The following is a 21766-nucleotide window of genomic DNA, read 5'->3' as shown; positions in this document are numbered from 1 at the left end:
GATTCCACAATGAAATCGGGGCCGTTGTTTCTAAAGCCGTCGATAGACAATCGGTGTTTACCTTAGCTCCCTATCCAAGTTAATTATCCACGCTCGTTCTCCGGTCGGGAGATTTTCTTCGCTCGCGTATCCAGAAATCCACGCTCGAGCAGGACATCCAGATCCGCGCCCGCCCTTGTCTCGATCTGCAACAGCAAGAGGCCTATTCCGCTTCTACATGTTACAGATCAAGATATTCCTAAAACACCCTAAGTTTCATCTCAATCTGTAACAGTTAGATGCCGAATATCGGTCTTGGTGTTACAGATTTAGACAAACTGGAGGACGAGACAAACCAAAAACGGGATGGGCGCTAACCCGATGGCGCACCACCTAAATAGAAACGGGCTCTGTCCCATATAGAGACAGAGCCCGAAACTCTCATGGAGCCAGTGACAGGAATCGAACCCGCAACCCACTGATTACAAATCAGTTGCGCTACCGTTGCGCCACACTGGCACACTTGGCGCTTTCGCGCGAAGCCTGTTTAGGATAAAGGAATTGAGGACGGGGCGCAACAGGCCCTTCGACCGACCACATCTCAAAAACCGTTCGTCAGAACGAACAGTTTTATCTGTTACAATAAACATAAACCTATTCGTTTTGACAGCTGCAAACCCGCAACCCACTGATTACAAATCAGCGGGTAGACCAATCTAGGAAACGGCTCTCTGCCGCAACTCCCCTACCGTCCGCGCAGGGCCTTGAGCTTGGCCAGGGCATCGGGGCTCAGGCGACTGCCCAGGGTCATCTTGATCTGCGGGGCTTCCTCGGCCTCGTGAACGTCGTTGTCGATCTGTTTGATCTCGTCCACCAGCATACGGCTCGAGATGCGCGTGACGCCCTTGCCCATGACGACGGCCTGTATTGTGCCGTCACTCGATACCACGGAGCACGCGCGGCCTTCCTCACGCGCCTCGATGCAGAGCTTCTGCACCACGGTATCGGCAGAGACGCCCGTCGGCGAGAACTCGATGCGCACGCCGCGGGCCGGTAGGTTGGGGCGCTCGTTGGAGATGTTGCCCGCGCCGTCGAACACGATCACGGCCTCGTAACGGCCCTGGGCAAACGCCGCGACATCGTTGATAAGCGCAGTACGAGCCATATCGTGGACGTCGCTGGAATATGGATCGTCGGAATGGTCGTAGACGAGCTTTTCGTAGCGCGGCGTGCAGTGAATCACGTTGTAGCCGTCGACCACCAGCAGCTCGGGCTTATTGGAGTGCACCGTCGAGACCGGGTCGGCGATGGCCTGCGCAAACGCATTGCCGCCCACGCCATAGGTCGCGGCCGAAACAATCGGCTTGGCCGAGCCCTCGCCAAAGCGCTTGGCCTTGGACTTGGCGCGGTTCTTCTTGGACATGCGCTACTCCTCCCCCATGAGCTCGCCGGCATTGCGGCGCAGCCACTCAAAGCACAGCGCGGTGGTCGCCTGGGCCACGTTGAGACTCTCGGTCATGCCGCGCTGGGGAAGCTTGGTCAAAAAGTCGCATTTCTCGAGCACCAGGCGCGAGATGCCGTCGCCCTCGGAGCCCATGACGAGCGCAACGCGGCCCTCGAAGGGAGCATCCCAGCAGCTGCCCTCGGCGTGCTCGGAAGCACCGCCCACCCAAAAGCCGGCGGCCTTGAGGTCGTCAAGCGCTCGGGCGATATTAGGAACCTGCGCGATGGGCAGGTGCATGACGGCACCAGCGGAGGTTTTGTAGCTGCCCACGGTCACACCGGCGGCGCGCTTGTTGGCAATGATGACGCCCGCTGCGCCCACGACCTCGGCAGAGCGCACGATCGCACCAAAATTGCCATCGTCGGTCACATGGTCGAGCACGACGACGAGCGCCGGTCCTTCACCCGCGCGATCGAGAATATCGGCGACATCGGCATAGGGGAAATTGCCCACCTCGAGCGCAATGCCCTGGTGAGCGCCATGGCTCGACAGCGCATCGAGCTGCGTGCGCGGCACATACTTAATGCGGACGTCCGCGGCGTTGAGGTCGTCGACCAGGCGCGACAAGGCGGCATCGCGCTCCCCGCCCTCGGCGATGAGCGCGCACTTGACGGGAAAGCCGGTACGCAGTGCCTCGGCGGCAGCACGACGACCTTCGATAAACTCGCCCTTGGGAACCTGAACGTTGTCGCGGTTGCGATCTCGCTGCGAACGCGCAGCCTGGGCTTGGGAGCGCTCGCGCTGGCCCTTGGGAGTGGCAGCGCGGTCGTTGCGGCGAATCGGACGCGAGCCAGAAGCAGCCTGCTTGCCTCCACGCGGTGCACGTTTGCGATTGTCGGCCATAAAACGGCCTCCTTAAATAGATAACGAACAAGAATCGACCGTCCGAGCCACGGCACCTTGCCTTTCAATCGTTGGGCATGACCACCAGGTCTATGCCCTCCTCTTTCAAGGCAATCTGCCGCACCTCGAACGGTCGACAAATACTAGAGACTCTTAATACGAGTACCCGCGGCCGTATCTTCAATCGTCAGGCCCAGGTCCTTGAGCTGGTCGCGGATGGCGTCGGCCAGATCCCAGTTCTTGGCGGCACGGGCCTCGGCACGGGCCTCGAGAATCTTGGCAGCGGCCTCGTCCACGTCGTCACCCGTGTAGGCGACCAGGCCGGCGGCAACGCCCAGCAGGCCCAGCGGCAACTCGACCTTGGGCTCGGGGAGCTCGACGCCAAACGTATCGAGCAGCTCGACCAGCGTATCGGCAGCAGCAAGCGCAGCGGCCTTGTCGGCAGCGTCGCCCGCCTGCTCCAGGTACTGGTTGCACTCGGTCACAAAGCCAAAGACAGCACCCATGGCACCGGCAGTGTTAAAGTCGTCGTCCATGCACTCCTTAAAGGCGGCACGGGCCTCGGCGGCCTTAGCGGCAAACGCCTCGGATGCTGCCTCATCGGCATCGGCCGTCGCATGGTTCGCGGCCCAGCGCAGGTTCTCGACCGTACCGGCAATGCGTGTGAGCGAGTTCTCGGCACCATCCAGACGCTCCCAGGAGAAGTCAAGCGGCGAGCGATAACTCGTCTGCAGCATCAGCAGGCGCAGGGCCGCGGCAGAGTGCTGTTCGAGCACCTCGGCCAGCGTAAAGAAGTTTCCGAGCGACTTGGACATCTTCTCGCCGTCGACCAGCAGCATGCCCGTGTGCATCCAGGTGTTGGAGAAGCCCTGGTGCCAGGCGCAGGTGGCCTGAGCGCACTCGTTCTCGTGATGCGGGAAGGCAAGGTCGGAGCCGCCGCCGTGGATGTCGATCGGAGTGCCCAGGTAGCGATGCACCATGGCGGCGCACTCGGTGTGCCAACCGGGACGGCCTTCGCCCCAGGGGCTCGGCCAGCTGGGTTCGCCGGGCTTAGCGGCCTTCCACAGGGCAAAGTCGAGCGGATCGTTCTTGTCCTCGTTCTCCTCGATGCGCGCGCCAACCATAAGGTCGTCGATGTTGCGGCCCGAGACCTGACCATAGTTGGGATCGCTGCGCACGGCAAAGTACACATCGCCGTTATCGGCTGCGTAAGCGTGGCCCTGCTCGATAAGCGTCTTGATCATGGCGATCATGGGGCCGATCTCCTTGGTGGCGCGGGGGCGCACATCGGGATCGAGCACGTTGGCGGCGCGCATGACGCCGATAAACTTGTCGGAGAACTCCGTCGCGACCTCGGCGGCCGTTCGGCCCTGCTCGTTGGCGCGCTTGATGATCTTGTCATCGACATCGGTGAGGTTCTGGGCGAACGTGACCTCGTAGCCGCTCGCGATGAGCCAGCGACGAATCACGTCAAAGCTGATGAACGTGCGGGCATTGCCGATGTGGATGTTGTCGTAGACCGTGGGGCCGCACACGTACATGCGGACCTTGCCGGACTCGATGGGCTGGAACTCTTCCTTTTTATGGGTAGCGCTGTTGTAGATACGCATTCGTTACTCCTTAACGGTTTTCTGTAGCAGGCAGACGGCCCAGGCACCGATTCCCTCGCCCTGGCCTTCCCAACCGAGCTTTTCGGTCGTAGTGGCGGCGACGCCCACGTTTTCGACGTCAACGCCCAGGGCATGGGCAAGGTTGGCGCGCATGGCATCGCGGTGCGGAGTGATCTTGGGTTGCTGACAGGCAATGGTGCAATCGGCATCGACAAACTCAAAGCCCAGCTCGCGCGCATAGTCCATCACGCGAGCGAGCAGCACCATCGAATCGGCACCCTCGTAGGCGGGATCGGTGTCGGGAAATAGCCTGCCGATGTCTCCCCCGCGGCAGGCGCCCAGAATGGCGTCGGCCAAGGCATGCGCGAGCACATCGGCATCCGAGTGGCCCAGCAGGCCGCGCTCGTAGGGAATGTCGACCCCGCCGATGATACATCGACGCCCCTCCACCAAACGGTGGACGTCGTAGCCGTGGCCAATGCGCAGGTTACTGAACATGGGGAAGGTCCTCTCCCTCGGCCATGCGGCCAAGCAGAATCGCGGTTACGGGACGCAGGTCCTCGGGCACCGTCACCTTAAGGTTATCGCGCGGGCTCTGGACACAGCGGACGCGGGCGCCCATGCGCTCGACCAGCGAAGAATCGTCGGTCCCGATAAAGCCCTCGGTGATAGCTGCGGTGTGGGCGCGCTTCATGGCGTCGACGCTAAAGATCTGCGGCGTCTGCGCGGCCCAGTAGAGCTCGCGCGGCGGCGTCTCGACGATATTGTCGCCGTCGACGATCTTGAGCGTGTCGATCGCGGGCTGGCCGCACACGACGCCGTCGAGCGAGCGGTCGCCCACAAGCACGTCGATCGCATGATCGATGGCCTCGGTCGTGATGAGCGGACGGGCGCCGTCGTGGATGGCGACATATTCGAAACCCGCCGGTACCGCATGCACGCCGGCACGGGTGGAGTCCTGGCGGGTATCGCCGGCATCGGCAAAACTGATGGGCGTGTCATAGTCAAACGGGTCGATGGCCAGGCGGCGCATCTCGGCACGGCGCTCGGCAGGGCACACCACCACGATGTGGCCGACCTTGTCGCTACGATCGAACGCGCGGATGGACCAGCTCATAAGCGGACGACCCGCTACATTGACGAGCTGCTTGCCACCGGGGTTACCAAAGCGCTGGCCGCTGCCACCGGCAACGACCACGGCGCATACGGGCGCCATTATGCGTTCCCCTGTTTGGTGCCCTTCATGCGGTACAGGGAGTCCGCAAGAATGGCAGGGTTGTTAACGCCAAAGTCGCCCAGGCGCTCCGGATCCTCGCTGATGTCGTCCATGAGCTCCTGCAGCGATCCATACTCGTCGACGATTTTCTCGGCCACGCCGTCGCGCACGACGGACACGCGCGAAAGCGTGCGCAGGCCCAGCGGTGTCATGACGGAGTCCTCGTCCAGGTCGTCGTAACCCAGAACCGCCGCCACATGCTGCGGGTCGGACAAGTCCTTGGGCGTCATACGGCTCAGGTTGGCGCGGATCTTTTCGGCATTGGCCTCGGAAGAATCGCTCGCGTAGTCGCGAATCATCAGGTCGTACTCGGTATCCATGCTGGAGCCGGCGAGCTGCTCGAGCTGCATCTGCACGAGCTTGCCCTGGTTGCCCAACTTGACAATGCAATCCTTAAGCTCAGTCTTTGCCTGCTGCATGATCTCGAAACTCGAGAAAATGCCGGTGATGTCGGCGAGCGTAACGTAGTCGTCGAGCTCGAGGGCCGTCAGGCGCAGCAGGGAGCGATCGAGCGACTGACGGGTAGTCTGGAGCGTGGCGACGAGCTGGTTGACCGAGCTCATGATGGTGGTGACGGGCTGGATCTCGTAGCTCTTGCCGTGGACGTACACGTTGACGACGGCACGACGAGCCGAAACCGAGATCACGATGGCGTCGGTGAGCACCGACATGCGAGCGGCAGTACGGTGACGCATGCCCGTTTCACTCGTGGCGAGCGAGGGATCGGGATTGAGGTGGAAGTTGGCGCGCAGGATCTGGGTGAGGTCGCCATCGATGACGATGGCACCGTCCATCTTGGAAAGCTCGAACAGGCGGTTCGAGGTAAACGAAATGTTGAGCGGGAAGCCGTCGTTACCGGCAGCGAGTACGTTTTCGGTGTCGCCGACGCAAATAAGAGCGCCCAGGTGACCAGCAATGATCATGTCGAGGGCGGTGCGGATCGGCTGGCCGGGGGCAGTCAGGCGAATAGCCTGTTCCATACGCTTTTGCAGCTCGTTCTTATCCAAGGCATCGCTCCCATCGTATACGCTCCATAAACGCTAAATAGTTTCTCACGGTTTGCCCCCGCAGCGCTTGCGAAATCCGATGCTTACAGAATGAGCGAACACCGCTGGGGTAGTCAAAAGAGCCCCAACCCAAATGAGCTGCTTATGTGGTAGCATCGGGATTCACATGAATGAGGGAGTAGTCGCGTGACCGGGTTCGCCTCCGGTGGCGCGGTAAGTCAACACACTGGCCGATGCGGCCTGGCTTGCCTTAATGAACGAGACTCGTGGCTGTGCGCGCAACGCGTACGCCACGGGTCTTTTTTGTTACTCCCCCAAGAGGTACACGCGGGCCCGCCCGCAGAGAGGGAGTCAGACTATGGGACTCGCAGAGCTCGTGCTGCTCGCCGTTGGCCTTTCGATGGACGCCTTTGCCGTATCCATCTGCAAGGGCCTTGGCATGAAGAAGATCGACCTTAAAGTCGCCGCGGTGCTCGGCCTGTTCTTTGGCGGCTTTCAGGCCGGCATGCCCGTAATCGGATGGGCGCTTGGCAGTCAATTCATGGGCATCATCGGACCCATCGACCATTGGATCGCCTTTATCCTTTTGGCCTTTATCGGCGGCAAAATGCTGTGGGAAGCCTTTACCGAGGACGAGAATGAAGGCGACGGCAAGGATGCCGAAAAGATTGACCTGGGCGAGTACCTGATCCTCGCCATCGCCACCTCAATCGACGCCCTAGCCGTAGGCATCTCATTTGCGGCGCTCTCGGTTGACATCGTTCCCGCTGTATCGCTTATCGGCGTCACAACGTTTATCTTCTCCATCGCCGGCGTAGCGATCGGCCACACCTTTGGCGCGCGCTACGAAAAACCTGCCACCATCGTGGGCGGCATCGTGCTCATCCTCATCGGGCTTAAGATCTTGCTTGAGCATCTGGGGATTTTGGCGCTGTAACGCCAAACGCAATCGCTCAAAACTCAACGCCAGTAGCATCACGAATAGTCCCCGCCCAACGGGGTTCTCCCCTCCGCAGGCGTTTCGAAACCCGCCCCCATCCCGGATTCCCACGCAGCGGCCGCGTTCACCGCCGACACGGGGACCCCTAGCTCCCCCGCGACGCGGCAGACCCTCGGCTGCCCCTCGTAAAGGATGCAGAAGACGCGCTCGAGGTCCGACGGTTCGACCAGGCTGCACCGGCAGTCCGCGTACAGCGCGCAGCCCCTCCCGCGCGGGTCGCCGCCCGAGCCCTCATCCGGCTCGTGATGGCGCACCTCGACCCAAAGGCCCTCCGACACGTCATCGAACCCGAAATCGAGCTCCGCCTGGACGCTCTCGCCGAACGCATCGCCCAGGACGAGCTCCGGCACCTTCGTCATACGGCCGTCCAGCCACTCAATCTCTATCATCGTACGCATGGTGCAAGCCTCTTCCGGCACGGGATTGTCAGCTCAAACCGACCCTTACCCATACGGACGAACATAGCTCGCCAGGGGAAGCCCCTGAAGGCCGTGCGCCACAACATGAGGCCGAATCCGCCCCCGGCTGGACAGGCCAACAACGAAGGAGCACACGGAACCGGCGCGGCGTTACAACCGTCCCGGCAAGCGTGTCACTTGGTCAAGTCATGATGCCGACAAACCCGGAAATGCTCCAACGGAGCGCCGAACGAGCGTAACAATATAAAGCCGTGCAACACGCGTTGGACGACCAGAACATCCCAAACAAAGGCCTGTCGGTCCCACCTTCAAGCCCAATAGCAAAATGTGCATCAGCGGAATTGCAGCGATACAAGTCTCAACCATCACACCGCAGCGCGCCTAGTCCCACTCATCCTACTGCAAATGTCCCAGAACGAGAAAACGACCAGCTTAACATGCCAACCTTTATATCCGCACGCGCGTAATTCAACTCATAAGGACCGGTTATCCCTTACCTGTGACACAATCTCAAACGCACAGAACAGAATCATCAGTCCAATCATCGCATAAGAGGCAGCCGAACCTTCAAACACTATTCCACAAAGAACAATCTCCGCGCCGCCAATAAGAACTGTTATCAGGCGCTCTGCCTTTTTGCTCTCGCCGCTCGCATAAAAAGGCGGCAAAGCGCACAAGATCACATATAGCCCGGGAAGGGAATACAGGATCGATAGTCCAAGCCCCCCATCAACCGCAGTGTTTTGCGTAAGAATCAACTGAACCCAAACGGCAATTATCACTGAGCAGGTTGTCGATAAAAGAAGGCTAGAAATATAGCACGCAAGAAAGTCCCGTCGCATTCGAACAGAGAAATCCGCGAACTCTCTTCGCCGCGTGGAAACAATAAGGTACACAGAAATTGCAATAGAACCAATCAGAGAAAACAGCGGAACAACCAGCAATTCAAGCTTATTACCCCATCGATCAACCACACCCCCACTCCAATGAGCGGGAATTGTATCAGGGAGGGCTGACCAAGCCGCCCATAGAATCAGAAATGGAAGAATAGAGAGGATGAAAGATGATAACACTGCAGTAATTTTTTTCGAGGCTCTCATCGATTCCGCATCTCCTTGTGCGCTCACATTCCACTCCGTCTTAAATCAAGTAAAAATAATAGCTTGAATGCAAATTTGTTTTAATTATTGGTTGATCTCATTTCCATTCTTAATAATTGTTATCTTGATTTTATATCGATTATTCGATATATAGTAATATAAATTGTGTTCAAGGAGGGCACCATGATCCGTATTCGCTCCATAGAGCTCTCAAATGTGAAAAACGTTGCTAACGGCACGATCGGCTTCAAGGACAGCCCCTTCGGTTCCAGCGTGATGGGAATATACGGTCAGAACGGATCGGGCAAGACCGCCGTCGTCGAATCCCTCGCGCGAGTCCAGGATTTGATGTGCGGCTTTCCGCTCGACCGTGAAAGCGTCGATCTGATCGGCCCCTCTGCCGAGTGCGCCAAAATCAGCATCGAGGTCGAGGTGACGGAGGGTTCCCCTTCCTCGCTCGGCTTCGTAGGCGGGCTCGGCGGCACCGTAGCGGCCGGGAAGCCCTTCACAGTTTGCTACTCGTTCTCCTTCGACAGGCTCGACGACAGACCGCGCCTCCTCTCCGAGGACCTCTCCGTCCGCGCCGAGGGGCTCGTCAAGAGAAGGCTCGCCGCCTACGATGCGGCCGATACCGAGGACAGCCAGAACCTGAAGCCCGTCAACAGGTGGCGGGCACTCAGAAATCTCGCCGGAAGGGAGGCCGACCTCGACCTCACCGTCGCACGGCGCTCCCCCGACCTGCAGGGCTCCTCGAAGCTGTTCTCGAACGCCATGGTCGCCTTCGCGGTCGCCGCGAGAAAGTCCTATCTCGAGCGCCTCGGAAATAACTCCCTATCCGAGGCGGCGAGGACGGCGTACGAGAGCGTATTGGTTCCACTCATGGACTCCACGACGCTCCTGAACAGGTTCGCCGACGATAAGATGAGGGTCTGTGACACGCGCCGAAGCGCGGCGCTGGCGTTCAACATCTTCCTCCTCGCCTCCCCGGGCAGCAGCACAGGCGGATGGTCACCCGAGGAGGCCGGAAAGGCCCCTGTCATCCGCGACGTGTCACTCCCTATCGATCAGACAACGGTCCTCCCCTCAGAAGTCTGCGACTCGGTCCGCAAGACCGTCGGGACCATCAACTGCGCGCTTGGGGCAATCGTTCCGGGACTCAGCATCCAAGTGAACACCCTCCACGGCGAAACGATGGAAGACGGCACACCGGGCGAGCGCGTCGAGCTCCTATCATGCCGGCAGGGGGTACGCGTCCCCTTCAGAACAGAATCGGAAGGAATCAAGAAGATCGCATCGATGCTCGGCTGGCTGATAAACGTCTTCAATGACGACAGCGCCTGTCTCGTCGTTGACGAGATCGACTCCGGAGTGTTCGAGTTCCTGCTCGGCGAGCTCCTCGAAGTCGTGACCGAGCAGGGCAAGGGCCAGCTCATCTTCACCGCTCACAACCTGCGAGCGCTTGAATGTCTCCCGGTCGGATGCCTCGTCTTCTCGACCTCCAACCCCAACAACCGCTACATCGGGTTCCGGGGCATGGCACCCTCGAACAACCTCAGGAACCAATACCTGAGAGCCATCAACCTCGGGGGGCAGAAGGAACAGCTGTACGAGCCGACCAGAACCTCCGCGATAGGCTCCGCCCTCCTTGAGGCTGGAAGCCCCCAGGCCCTCGACTTCGACTCCCTTCTGTCCTCCATGGGAGGCGAGTGACCATGGCAAGGGAGAAGCGGGTCGTCCTGATTCTCGTGGAGGGGCCGAGCGATGAAAACGCGCTCCTCGAGCCCATGCAGGCCGCGCTCAACTTCGCCGCAAACGGTGCACCGCCCGAGGCGAGGGCGCTCGCCTTCCACTGCGACGTTACCACGGTGCGACCCTTCTCATGGGAGGCCTCCTTCGCCGTCAAGGACAGGGTGCGCGACACCGTGCGCCAGTTCGTCGTCGACCGCATCGCGTCGCGGCACGAGTACGAATGGACCGACCTCGACCGGATCATCCACATCGTCGACCTGGACGGCGCCTTCATACCGAACGAGTGCATCGTCGAGGGGGACTGCGATGGATTCGTCTATGGCCGCGACTCTATCACCGCCCGGGACACCGCTAGGGTGGTAGACAGAAACGAGAGAAAGTCTGCCGCGCTGCTTGAGCTCGCGGGCACGCGCGAGCTCAAGCACAGAAAACACGCAGTCCCCTACAGAGTCTACTTCATGTCCCGCAACCTCGAGCATGCGCTCTACGGCTCCGTACGCGAATTCAGCGATGACGAGAAGAGGCAGCTTTCCGCAGCCTTCGGCAAGAAATACCGGAACGACCCCGAGGGTTTCATCAATCTGCTCCGAAGCGGGGACGTAAAGGTTCCGGGCGATACCGTGGAGGAGACATGGCGCTACGCCCGGGAAGGCACTAATTCCCTCCACCGGGGCTCAAGCCTTCACCTCTTCTTCTCTGACTCTGAACCGGAATCTCCGCCCCGGCCATCCGCTCCCTAGGATCCGAAAGCCCGAATGTCGTGCTGGCGCTTGTGCGAGACGATCAACTTTCGGCAGTCGCTGCTCCCCGTTTTGATCGCATGGCTCTTCCCCGTCGCCCTCCAGCGCCGGGGGTTCCCCTCCATCGCGAAGAGGTAATCCCCGTCCGGCCTTGCCGTCTCTGTAACGCCGAGCCTCCCGACGCGCCTCAAGGAAGGCGGGGTCGTCCCGGGAGAGTGGACAAAACTATAGAGACACGTTCCAAATTGACTAAAGGGTGATATGGGTTAGACGCCAGGCAATTTCCCATTTCTTAAAAGAAGAGAGGGGGCACCTGTCGCAAAAGACCGGGTGTCCCCTCTCGTAATGTCATTTGCAATCCGCTAGCACGTGGCTCGGACCGCTGCCGGCGTGACCTTTACGCGGCAAGGCGCTTGAGGACGTCGATGAGCAGCTCGTAGAAGCGCTCGGCAGAAGCGAGCTCCATGCTCTCGTCCGGGGTGTGGACATCGGAGAGCGTCGGGCCCACGGCGATGGCGTCCAGACCGTGCAGGGCCTCGGCAAACAGGCCGCACTCAAGGCCGGCGTGAATGGACTCGATGCGCAGCTCGGAGCCAAAGAGCTCACGATAGCTCTCGACAAAGACGTCGCGGACCGGCGAATGCTCGGCATAGCTCCAGCCGGGATACTCGAACTCAAACTTGGCGTCGAAGCCCAGGACATCGGCCAGCGTCTGCAGGCGGTCCTTGAACTCGTCCTGCAGCGAGGTGATCGAGGAGCGCGGGGACAGCATGATCTTGACCTCGTCGTCAGAAGTGGCAACCACACCGATGTTGGAGGAAACCTCGACGGAGCCGTCGGTGGCGACGTTGCGGCGAATCACGCCGTTAGGGGCAAGACGCAGGGCGCGGATGAGGGCAAGCGCGGACTTCTGGTCCATGGCCTCGACCTCAGCGTTATCGGCAATCTCGACGGTGCAGGTAAAGCCGGGGTCGAAGACCTCGAGCTCGGCAGTGACGTCGGCGATGATGCCCTTTGCGATCTGGGCCGCGGCCTCGGCGGCAGCGTGGTCGGCGTAGACCAGAACAGCCTTGCACTCACGGTTGATGGCGTTGTCCTTGGTGCCGCCGTTAAAGCTAACGATGGCGGGCTCGCCGGCAACCATCAGGCGGTCGATGATGCGGGCCATGATGAGGTTGCCGTTGCCGCGCTCTAGGTTGATATCGTTGCCGGAATGACCACCCAGTAGGCCGGAGATGTCGAGCGTGAGGGTGCTGCCGGTCTTGTGCTCGCGCACGATGGGACAGGCGTAGGTAACAACGACGCCGCCGGCGCAGCTGACGGTGGCAACGCCCTCTTCCTCGGAGTCAAGGTTAATCATGGTGCGGGCGCTAATCTGGGACTTGTCGAGCGTCTCGGCACCGACCAGGCCAGTCTCCTCGTCGGTGGTGAATACGCACTCGAGGGCGGGGTGAACGATCGAATCGTCATCGAGAACAGTGAGCATCAGAGCGACAGCAATGCCGTTGTCGGCACCCAGGGTGGTGCCGTTAGCGGTGAGGACGCCGTCCTTGACGACCAGGTCGATACCGTCGGTCGTAAAGTCGTGCTCAACGGAGCCCAACTTGTCGCACACCATATCGATGTGGCCCTGCAGCATCACGGCCGGAGCATTCTCGGCGCCGGCAGAAGCGGGCTTGCGAATGATGACGTTGTAGACCTCGTCCTGGTACACATCGAGGCCGCGCTCCTTGGCAAACGCAACCAGGAAATCGCTGATGCCCTTCTCGTTGCCAGACCCACGGGGGATCGCGCTGACCTCCTCAAAGAAATGGAACAGCTGGGCGGGCTCGTAGCCGGTAATCTTGTAATCCATGGTGCCTCCTTGGCGCAACTGGTTAGACAGTAAGACATGCGCCTTGTATATTCCCAGACTTTGCGTGCATAAACCAGTCGAAAACGCCGAGCGCCCTCGCATCATCGGCTAACGGCGGGGAAACGCTACTTTATTAAGATAAAGCAGGTTAGACGGGCCGCACCGAAGGGGCGTTGGACCCTTCAACCAACCTCAAAGCTTGATCAACGTTTATGCATACGCCATTGGTATGTTTAATGAGGTTTTTGTCCTCCGTCACGACGTAATCGGCATCAATGCGATTAGCGACGCCCAGTATCAGGTCGTCCTCAAAGTCGTTGTGATGATACTTGAACACAAAGGAGTCGAAGACCTCATCTGCACCGACCGGGGCGATGAGGGCTAGCTCGCGCATCTGTCGAACGCATGCCCAGGCCGTTTCGTCTGCCGCCGCAATGGCGTTATCGCTCAGTGAGCCAGTCTTTCTTCGGCACTCCTGCTTGATTGCCGCCGAGACAAGATATGAAACGTCTTTGACCGAAAGCGACGAGGCAAACAGGGCAATCCGCTCCGAGGCGTCGGCAATCTCGATCAGATGGGCGACATTTGCCGTACGGTCGGACCTGCCAGAAAAATAATCCATCCATACGTTGGTATCGATTAACAGCTTGAGGACGCCTTCTGTGCTCATAGTTCCACCCACTCGGGATAGCGCTCCGCCATGGCCTCCTCATAGAGGTCGTCATAGTCTCCCGAGAACTCAGGGATGGGGATGCCGTATTTGAGGCACGAATCGCGAACGATATGGCTGCCTTGCGCGGCCCTTGACTCCATGCGCCGGGGCTCCACTCCGTCAGAAACTGGAGCCGCCGCGTCTCCCTTCGAGGGCATATGTCCGTTAACGACCAGATACTCCCAAAGTGTCCGAACGGCTTGCGACGGCGTCATGCCAATCTGTGCCAAAACGGCGTCCCCGGCATCCTTGAGTTGGCGATCCATGCGCACGTTCATCTGAACCGGCCGTGAGTCTAGTATCGACATAGACATGTTGGCTCCTTTTGCTATACGCTTTCCTTTACTTAGTATAGCATTTAGGATGAATGCCGCCTTTACCAGAAAGGGGACGTCCCAGCTGGAACATCCCCTTCATTCAGACTATTTCACACTTTACAGCGCGCCAGAGCCGGCTTGCATCATGCCGCCGGGGCCCGAGGTCACGCCGCCGCTTACGGGCGTGGCGTTGCCGGTGTGCGGCGCCGCCGGAGCGGTATCGCCGCCGAGCGCGCCGACCGGACGCGGTGCCGGAATCTCGCCCGTGCCGTGGCTAAAGACAAACTTGCCGTCGGCCACATCGCACAGGACGGTATCGCCCTCGCCCCACTCGCCGGCCAGCAGCTCCTCGGACAGCGGGTCCTCAATGAGCTTTTGGATGGCGCGGCGCAGCGGACGCGCGCCATTGGTGAGGTCGGTGCCCTCGGCCACAATCTTGTCGTAGGCCGCATCGGTGAGCTTGATGTTCATGCCGTTGGCAATCAGGCGTTGACGCAAGTCGTCCACCAGCAGGTGCGCGATCTTGGTCAGATTCTCGCCCGAAAGCTTCTGGAACACCACGATGTCGTCGATACGGTTGAGCAGCTCGGGGCGGAACAGGCGCTTGAGTTCGCCCATCGCACGGCCCTTAATCTCGCTCGAGGTAAGGCCGTGCTCGCCGGTGGTGCCAAAGCCAACGCTCGCATCCTGCGCAATCTCGCGGGCGCCCACGTTGGACGTCATGATGATCACGGTATTGCGGAAGTCGACCGTCTTGCCTTGGCTATCGGTCAGGCGGCCCTCCTCCAGCACCTGCAGCAGAATGTTGAAGATATCGGGGTGCGCCTTCTCGATCTCGTCAAACAGCACAACCGAGTACGGATGACGGCGCACGGCCTTGGTGAGCTGACCGCCCTCGTCATGGCCAACGTAGCCCGGGGGGCTACCGATAAGCTTGGAGACCTCGAACTCGCTGCCAAACTCCGACATGTCGAAGCTGATGAGCGCGTCCTTGCTGCCAAAGAGATACTCGGCAAGCGTCTTGGCGAGCTCGGTCTTGCCCGTGCCGGTGGGACCCAGGAAGATAAAGCTGCCGCCGGGGCGACGCGGGTCCTTGAGCGGCGAGCGACTGCGGCGCACGGCCTTGGCAACGGCCTCGACTGCCTCGTCCTGGCCGATAATGCGGGTCTTGAGCACGCTTTCGGTCTGCAGCAGGCGACGGCTCTCGCTCTCGGTGAGCGAAGACACCGGCACACCCGAGGTCACGGAGACGATGTCGGCGATCTGGGCGACGTCGATGGTGAGCGGGCTCGCGTCGAGCTCGGCCGTCCAGGCAGCCTTGGCCTCGGCAACCTCAATCTCGGCAGCCTTTTGCTGCTCAGTGATCTCGGCAGCCTTGTTCATGTCGTCGCTCTCGGTGGCCTCCTGTGCGGCAGCCTTGAGCTCTTCGACGCGATGCTCGGCCTCGCGCACCGGCTCGGGCGCGCGGTTAGCGGCGATGCGGGCGCGGGCACCGGCCTCGTCGATAAGGTCGATGGCCTTATCGGGCAGGAAGCGGTCCTGAATGTAGCGGTTGGAGAGGTTCGCGGCGGCCTCGATAGCACCCTGTGTGTAACGCACATGGTGGTGCTCCTCGTAGCGCGGCTTGAGCGCGGTCAGGATCTTGACCGTGTCCTCGACGCTCGGCTCCTCGACATCGATTGTCTGGAAGCGACGCTCAAAGGCCGGATCCTTGGTGAGGTACTTGCGGAACTCCTCGGCCGTGGTGGCGCCGATGATCTGGAAGGCACCGCGTGCGAGAACGGGCTTGAGCATGGAGCTCGCATCGATAGAACCCTCAGCAGAGCCGGCACCGATGATGGTGTGCATCTCGTCGATAAACAAGATAACGTCGTCGGCTTCGGTCGCCTCCTGGATCACGTTCTTGAGACGCTCCTCGAACTCGCCGCGATACTTGGCGCCCGCAACAAGACCCGGCAGGTCGAGTGTCCAGATATTCTGGTTCATGAGGTTCTCGGGCACGTTGCCGGCGGCAATCTGCTGAGCCAGGCCCTCGACGATGGCTGTCTTGCCCACGCCGGGATCACCCAAGATAAGCGGGTTGTTCTTGGTGCGGCGCGAAAGGATCTCCATCATGCGCTGGACTTCCTTTTCGCGACCGATCACGGGATCGAGCTTGCCGTCGCGCGCCTTCTGTGTGAGGTTGGTGGCGAACTGCTTGAGCGTGTCGGTGCCGTCCCCCTTTTGCTGTGAGGCGTCCGAGCCGCTAAAGAACGGCAGGCCCGCACCGGGGCGGCCGGCGCCAGCTCCGGCGAGCGGACGCTTCTTGTCCTGGTCCTTGGCGGTGAGCTTTTCGATGGCCTTTTTGATAGAAGCGGACGAAACACCCAGGCGCATGAGGATGTCCATGGCCATTCCGTTGCCCTCTTCGACGATACCGATGAGCAGGTGCTCGGTCGACACATAGGTCTGGTTGTTCTCGCGCGCCACACGGAAGGAACGCTCCATCACGCTAATGACGAGCGGCGTAAAGGCGAGCTTGGCGGCCTCGGTCTCCTCGCTGGGCTCGGGAACGGTGGTCTGGACCTCCTTGAGGGTGTCCATGATGTCGTCGTAGGAGATATCGAGCGAGCGCAGTGCCTCGGCGGCAATGCCCTCGTCCTCCTTAGCGAGCGCGAGCAGCAGATGCTCGGTACCCACTTTATTTGAGTGTAGATCGAGCGCCTCTTGCTTGGCCATGGACATGACCTTGCGCGCGCGATCGGTAAAACGGTCTAACATGCTAGTTCCTCTTAGACGAGCTAGTTTTTTCAAACGCAAAGCGCCGCCCCGCGGCAGCGCTTTGGTCTCTTTACCCATATGGAGTATATGTTAACCGTTGGGACCTTTTCCGCACGGAGCCATACGACAACGTCTACAAAAAAGGAATCGCTCCGGTCTGTTTGGGGGTCTGGTTCTGAGCGTTGCCTAGCAGGCAGGCTCGACGTCCATGCCCTCGGAAATGTTGGCAACCTCCTCGGCAGCGGGAGCACCCGGCATGTGCACGAGCTCCATGTGCGGCTCGGCAAAGACCGTGCCCATGGGGAAGGCGCGACGGAAGACAAACCGGGCAACCGGACCGGCCACCAGCAGGTTCCAGGGCAGGGCCATGATAAAGTTGCGCGGAATGTTGACGAGCCACATCATCGGCAGCGCCTGCAAATTGGCAAGCGGGCCGCCGGGCATATGGAACAGGCCCTCGCAGGCGCCGTAGAGCGACATGATGATGACCATGGGGACGACCATGCAGGAGCTGACGGCGAGCGTCATAGCGAGCGGCGAGCTCTTGCCCGGAGTAACCAGGAACTTGAAGGCGAAGCCTTTGGCTGGCGGGCTGGCGATAAACCAGTCGCAGCACATGGCAAAGACGTAGGCAACGGGGAAGCCAAGCCATGCAGCGGCAACAACCTCGCCGTTGATGGCCCCATGCTGCAGGGCAACGTTGTAGATGCTCATCCAGAGCACCATACAAAAACACATGATAAAGGTGAACAGCAGGCTCTCTCGTTTGTTGATAGGCATAAAGGGCGAAATCCTTTCTGTGTTACGCCGCGGCGCGTGCAAAAAAACGGGCAGGCGAGATGGAGTTACTGGGACTTCATCTCGCCCGCCCGCGGTACGTGCGTCTGCGACTACTTATGTGGTGGAACTACCCTAACACGAACAACACGCGCTTCGTAAGCGTTGAGTTTGTGGAGATGCTCGGCGTATTGGTGCAAAGTAACCTGTCCCCCTTGCACCAATTAGCTGGTGTGGCGCCAGCGGGGATCGGTGAGAGTTCTCGCTACGCTCAGGCCGACGGGAAGGAACGCCACGATGAGCACCGCACGCACAAACCAGCCAAGCATATTAACCGTGTCAAACGTGCACATGTAGTACATCGAGCGATACAGATACAGTCCCGGCACCATGATGACAATCGATGGCACCGTGAGGGCGATGCGCGGGTACGTGAGCTTGATTTCGGCCAGGCTCGCAAGCAGTCCCGACACCAGCGCGCCGATAAACGCCGCCGCCTCGGGAGGCATGCCTGCACTCAGGCCCAGAAAGGGAAACAGCGTCGGCGCATCGACGAGCGTAAGGCGCAAGGTATTAGACACGGCACCGATGAGCCCAGCCGCCGCGGCCATCTTTATCGGACTGTTGAACATAACCGAGAAGCCAAATACACCGATAAAGCTCATCAGTATGCGCAAGAGCGTAAGAGCCAACGGTGAGAGGCCGAGCGGGGCGAAGTCATCCGGCGCCAGTCCCACACACTCGGCAACCATCCAGCCTACGAGGGTCGCCATCACAATAATTGACACAGCATACGAAAGACGCTCGATGCCGCTTCGCATATCGAGCTTTGCGATGTCGAGGCCTGCCGTAATGAGGGGAAAGCCGGGGATGACAAAGAGCATGGCGCCGATATAGCCTTCTTGGTGCGACATTGCCCCCGGAATGACCTGGCCAAGGCCGAGCAACGCCAGTAAATACGAGATACAGGCCAGCGCGACGCCAATCGTCAACGCGCTAAACTGGCCGAGGCCCTGCTTGAGGATATGAGAACGGGCAAAGTTGCCGACGCCCGCGCCCACGAACGCACATGCCATCTCAATGGGACCGCCACCAAGTAAAAAGACAAAGGCGCCACAGGCGCAGGCCGCCGCAAGGCCCTGTTGCCAAGGCGCGTAATCAGGTTTTGAACTCTCAACGGTCTTGAGCATCTCGTGATACTCATGCACGGTAAACCGGCGCCCATAAGTCTCGATTTCCTTTAGGAAGCTCTCCATCATCCAAATGCGATGAGTGTTGACGCCCGTTGTTGGCAGGCTGACGACCTCGTTAAAGCAGTGGCCGCCTTCGATGCAGGTGCACTCAAACGACAGGAGACTTAAGTCAACGTGGATGGTGACACCGAGTACGGCGGCGACGCGGTTCATGGTATCGCGTACACGCCAGGCACCCGTTCCGCTCGCGAGCATAAGCATACCGGTGCGGCAGATGATGGATGATTTGTCGGTAAGTGGCGCATCGACGGCAAGCTCATCGCCCGCGGTCACGATCTGGCGCCAGTCAGTTTTCATATGGAGCGCGCCGGCACGGACACCGTGGTGCATGGGGGCTCTCGAAGGCAGTGAGTCAAGGCGCGAAGGCTGTGGGGGTTCCGTCGATTCATCCTCAACCTCATCAGCCTCTTCATCGACCAGATCAAAGGAATCAAGCGGCGCTGGCTCGCGACGGTCGATCAGCTCCTCGTCCTCATCATCAAAGTAATTGAACTGATCGAGCATGTCCTCTTCGATCGCGCGCTCGCTCGCATCGTCCATACAGACGCTCCCTTCCTGCCGACTAACTCCCATCCTAGGCAGCGACGGCTAAAGGAAACATAAAAGAGACAACTGTCATGTGAGTCATGTACGCAATAGCCGTTAGGTAGTCGTTGGGGACGTTCTTGAATGGCTAGTCGTTTAAGAACGTCCCTAAGTGCCAACCAAGGCAACGCCGCAGGTAGAGGACGGACAGCGAGCGACGTCCAGGGCGAACAAGTTGGCATGAAAAAGGCAAGACATAGACCTTCTGGTCATGCCTTACCTTTTGAATGACAAATTGTCGCCCTGGGCGGCGCGCAGCGTCGAGCCGTTACGCGGTTCGTAGAACCGCGTAACTAGTTAGCACATCTTTGCGCCGGCGGGGATGGAAGCGTCGAGCTGAATCAGATTGAGGCGCTCCTCGCCCTCCTCCTCGTGAATAGCGCTGATCAGCATGCCGCAGCTGGGAATGCCCATCATCTTGCGCGGAGGAAGGTTGGTGATGGCGAGCAGGGTCTTGCCGACCAAGTCCTCGGGCTCATAGTATTCATGGATGCCGGAAAGGATGGTGCGGTCGGTACCGGTACCGTCGTCGAGCGTAAAGTTCAGCAGCTTCTTGGACTTCTTGACGGCTTCGCACGCCTTGACCTTCACGGCGCGGAAATCGCTCTTGGAGAAGGTATCAAAGTCGACAAACTCCTCGAACAGCGGCTCGACGGCGATCTTAGAGTAATCGAGCGTAGGCTTGAGCGATTTGACGAACGGGCTCGAGGCGTTGCCGGCCTCGGCGGCCTTGGCGGCAGCAGCACCGGACTGGAAACCCTTCTCGGGCTTCATGTGCGGGAACAGCAGGACGTCGCGGATGGAGGCCTGGTTGGTGAGCAGCATGACCACGCGGTCGATACCGATGCCGATGCCGCCCGCGGGAGGCATGCCGTACTCGAGGGCGCGCACGTAGTCCTCGTCGTACTCCATGGCCTCGTCGTCACCGCCAGCCTTCTCGGCCATCTGAGCGGCAAAGCGCTCGGCCTGGTCGACCGGGTCGTTGAGCTCGGAGAACGCGTTAGCGTACTCGTGACCGGCGATAACCAGCTCAAAGCGGTGCGTCAGACGCGGGTCGTCCTCAAAACGCTTGGCAAGCGGGCTGACCTCGATGGGGTAATCGCACACGAAGGTCGGGTTGACGATGGTGTCCTCGCCCAGCTCATCGTAAATCTCGGCGATGATCTTGCCAGCAGTCCACTCGGGCTTGATCTCCAGGCCCTTCTCGCGCGCGGCGGCAGCAAGCTCCTCGACCGGCGTGTCGATGGTGACTTTCTTGCCGAGCACGTCAGAGACAATATCAGTCATGGGGCGGCTTGCCCACTCACCGGAAAGATCGATGGTCTGGCCCTGGTACTCGATGACCTCGGGGTTGCCGATGGCCTTGTTGGCAGCCTTGATGACGCCCTGGGCAAGCGCCTTCATGCCCTCGAGATCGGAGAAGGCACGGTAGGCCTCCATCGTGGTGAACTCGGGGTTGTGGGTGAGGTCCATGCCCTCGTTGCGGAAGATGCGGCCAATCTCGAACACGCGCTCAAAGCCGCCGACGATGCAGCGCTTGAGATGCAGCTCGGTAGCAATGCGCAGATAGCACTCCTGGTCGAGCGCGTTGAAGTGCGTGATGAACGGCTTAGCCGTGGCGCCGCCCTGGATAGTCTGCAGGATGGGGGTCTCGACTTCCATGTAGCCGTCGGACTCCATGAAGCGGCGGAAGGTGGAGAGAATCTGCGAACGCTTGCGGAAGGTCTCGCGGACATCGTCGTTGGCGATCAGGTCGACGTAGCGCTGACGATAACGGGTCTCCTTGTCGGAAAGACCGTGGAACTTCTCGGGCAGCGGACGAACGGCCTTGGCAAGCAGGGTCGCGCTCTTAGGGGCAACGGAGAGCTGGCCGCGCTGGGTGCGCACAACCACGCCGGTCACGCCCAGGATGTCGCCCAGGTCGAGGGACTTGAGCGTATTCCATGCAGCCTCGTCCATGTCGTTGATGCGGCAGAACAGCTGAATCTCGGCAGTCGCATCGCGCACGACGATGAACATGATCTTGCCCTGACCGCGCTTGGCGACCACGCGGCCGGCGATCTTCACGACGTCCTCGGTGTCCTCGCCATCGGCAAGCTCGGCGTACTTAGCCTCGATATCGGCAACGTAGTCCTCAAGCTCAGAGTGCTCGGGATAGGGGTTCTGGCCCGCCTCGAACAGGGCGGCGCGCTTGGCCAGGCGGGTGGCGCGCTCGTCGTTGAGCGTCGATGCCTGATCTGCGGCGTTCTGGTTCTCTGCCATAAGTTAGCTCCTCAAACT

The 21766-nt window shown here is 60.2% G+C and carries 18 protein-coding genes and 1 tRNA gene; 3 read left to right on the top strand and 16 right to left on the bottom strand.

Features of this window, described 5'->3' with window-relative positions:
* Nucleotides 1-423: 423 nt before the first annotated feature.
* The 7 genes from PMW67_RS01695 to disA all read right to left on the bottom strand — a co-directional run bounded on the left by PMW67_RS01695 (nucleotide 424) and on the right by disA (nucleotide 6192).
* A tRNA-Thr gene (locus PMW67_RS01695) sits at nucleotides 424-498 on the bottom strand.
* A 226-nt stretch (nucleotides 499-724) separates the two neighbouring features.
* A complete protein-coding gene (locus tag PMW67_RS01690; RefSeq protein WP_055309418.1) occupies nucleotides 725-1402 on the bottom strand; it encodes an NYN domain-containing protein in 678 nt (225 codons plus the stop codon).
* 3 nt (nucleotides 1403-1405) lie between these two features.
* A complete protein-coding gene (gene rlmB, locus PMW67_RS01685) occupies nucleotides 1406-2326 on the bottom strand; it encodes a 23S rRNA (guanosine(2251)-2'-O)-methyltransferase RlmB (RefSeq protein WP_124785977.1) in 921 nt (306 codons plus the stop codon).
* A 143-nt stretch (nucleotides 2327-2469) separates the two neighbouring features.
* Entirely contained in the window at nucleotides 2470-3936 is a 1467-nt protein-coding gene (gene cysS / locus PMW67_RS01680) for a cysteine--tRNA ligase (protein ID WP_117773481.1), read from the bottom strand.
* Between the two features lie 3 nt (nucleotides 3937-3939).
* A complete protein-coding gene (gene ispF, locus PMW67_RS01675) occupies nucleotides 3940-4434 on the bottom strand; it encodes a 2-C-methyl-D-erythritol 2,4-cyclodiphosphate synthase (RefSeq protein WP_117773482.1) in 495 nt (164 codons plus the stop codon).
* Nucleotides 4424-5152 (bottom strand): 2-C-methyl-D-erythritol 4-phosphate cytidylyltransferase, encoded by a 729-nt coding sequence (ispD, locus tag PMW67_RS01670; RefSeq protein ID WP_117773483.1) that lies wholly within the window; start codon nucleotides 5150-5152, stop codon nucleotides 4424-4426. Before ispD ends, ispF begins: the two co-directional genes overlap by 11 nt.
* Nucleotides 5152-6192, bottom strand: coding sequence for a DNA integrity scanning diadenylate cyclase DisA (gene disA / locus PMW67_RS01665; protein ID WP_369831362.1), 1041 nt, complete (start codon nucleotides 6190-6192; stop codon nucleotides 5152-5154). Before disA ends, ispD begins: the two co-directional genes overlap by 1 nt.
* A gap of 385 nt (nucleotides 6193-6577) precedes the next feature.
* Between disA and PMW67_RS01660 the strand changes: the two genes are divergently transcribed.
* On the top strand, nucleotides 6578-7156 hold the full coding sequence (locus tag PMW67_RS01660; RefSeq protein WP_117773484.1) for a manganese efflux pump MntP: 579 nt from the start codon (nucleotides 6578-6580) through the stop codon (nucleotides 7154-7156).
* 38 nt (nucleotides 7157-7194) lie between these two features.
* Here the strand turns inward: PMW67_RS01660 and PMW67_RS01655 are convergent, their stop codons facing one another.
* Together PMW67_RS01655 and PMW67_RS01650 are read right to left on the bottom strand one after the other, a co-directional pair.
* Entirely contained in the window at nucleotides 7195-7617 is a 423-nt protein-coding gene (locus tag PMW67_RS01655; protein WP_117773485.1) for a hypothetical protein, read from the bottom strand.
* Nucleotides 7618-8111: 494 nt separating this feature from the next.
* The gene (locus PMW67_RS01650; protein ID WP_124785975.1) at nucleotides 8112-8765 is read right to left on the bottom strand and encodes a DUF1648 domain-containing protein; all 654 of its coding nucleotides are present in this window, start codon (nucleotides 8763-8765) and stop codon (nucleotides 8112-8114) included.
* A gap of 156 nt (nucleotides 8766-8921) precedes the next feature.
* On the opposite strand from PMW67_RS01650, the gene PMW67_RS01645 reads away from it, so the two are divergent.
* Both PMW67_RS01645 and PMW67_RS01640 read left to right on the top strand, forming a co-directional pair.
* Nucleotides 8922-10448, top strand: a complete 1527-nt coding sequence (locus tag PMW67_RS01645) for a hypothetical protein (RefSeq protein ID WP_271738602.1) — start codon at nucleotides 8922-8924, stop codon at nucleotides 10446-10448.
* 2 nt (nucleotides 10449-10450) lie between these two features.
* Nucleotides 10451-11227: a hypothetical protein gene (locus PMW67_RS01640; protein WP_117773488.1), complete on the top strand. Its 777-nt coding sequence runs from the start codon at nucleotides 10451-10453 to the stop codon at nucleotides 11225-11227.
* 397 nt (nucleotides 11228-11624) lie between these two features.
* Here the strand turns inward: PMW67_RS01640 and PMW67_RS01635 are convergent, their stop codons facing one another.
* The 7 genes from PMW67_RS01635 to lysS form a co-directional block, all read right to left on the bottom strand.
* Nucleotides 11625-13082, bottom strand: coding sequence for an aminoacyl-histidine dipeptidase (locus PMW67_RS01635; protein ID WP_117773489.1), 1458 nt, complete (start codon nucleotides 13080-13082; stop codon nucleotides 11625-11627).
* Between the two features lie 148 nt (nucleotides 13083-13230).
* Nucleotides 13231-13752 carry a PIN domain-containing protein gene (locus tag PMW67_RS01630; protein ID WP_117773490.1) on the bottom strand — a complete coding sequence of 174 codons (522 nt, stop codon included), beginning with the start codon at nucleotides 13750-13752 and terminating at the stop codon, nucleotides 13231-13233.
* Nucleotides 13749-14108, bottom strand: coding sequence for a type II toxin-antitoxin system RelB/DinJ family antitoxin (locus tag PMW67_RS01625; protein WP_197032147.1), 360 nt, complete (start codon nucleotides 14106-14108; stop codon nucleotides 13749-13751). Before PMW67_RS01625 ends, PMW67_RS01630 begins: the two co-directional genes overlap by 4 nt.
* A gap of 120 nt (nucleotides 14109-14228) precedes the next feature.
* Nucleotides 14229-16871 carry an ATP-dependent Clp protease ATP-binding subunit gene (locus PMW67_RS01620; RefSeq protein ID WP_117840011.1) on the bottom strand — a complete coding sequence of 881 codons (2643 nt, stop codon included), beginning with the start codon at nucleotides 16869-16871 and terminating at the stop codon, nucleotides 14229-14231.
* Between the two features lie 186 nt (nucleotides 16872-17057).
* Nucleotides 17058-17651, bottom strand: coding sequence for a DUF2798 domain-containing protein (locus tag PMW67_RS01615; protein WP_117840012.1), 594 nt, complete (start codon nucleotides 17649-17651; stop codon nucleotides 17058-17060).
* Nucleotides 17652-17872: 221 nt separating this feature from the next.
* Nucleotides 17873-19441 (bottom strand): threonine/serine exporter family protein, encoded by a 1569-nt coding sequence (locus PMW67_RS01610; protein ID WP_231500736.1) that lies wholly within the window; start codon nucleotides 19439-19441, stop codon nucleotides 17873-17875.
* A 342-nt stretch (nucleotides 19442-19783) separates the two neighbouring features.
* Entirely contained in the window at nucleotides 19784-21748 is a 1965-nt protein-coding gene (lysS, locus tag PMW67_RS01605; protein ID WP_117840013.1) for a lysine--tRNA ligase, read from the bottom strand.
* Nucleotides 21749-21766: the final 18 nt, after the last annotated feature.

The sequence above is a fragment of the Collinsella aerofaciens genome, assembly GCF_028209395.1.
Taxonomy (GTDB): Bacteria; Actinomycetota; Coriobacteriia; order Coriobacteriales; family Coriobacteriaceae; genus Collinsella; species Collinsella aerofaciens_AZ.
This window is presented reverse-complemented; position numbering and strand designations above follow the sequence as displayed.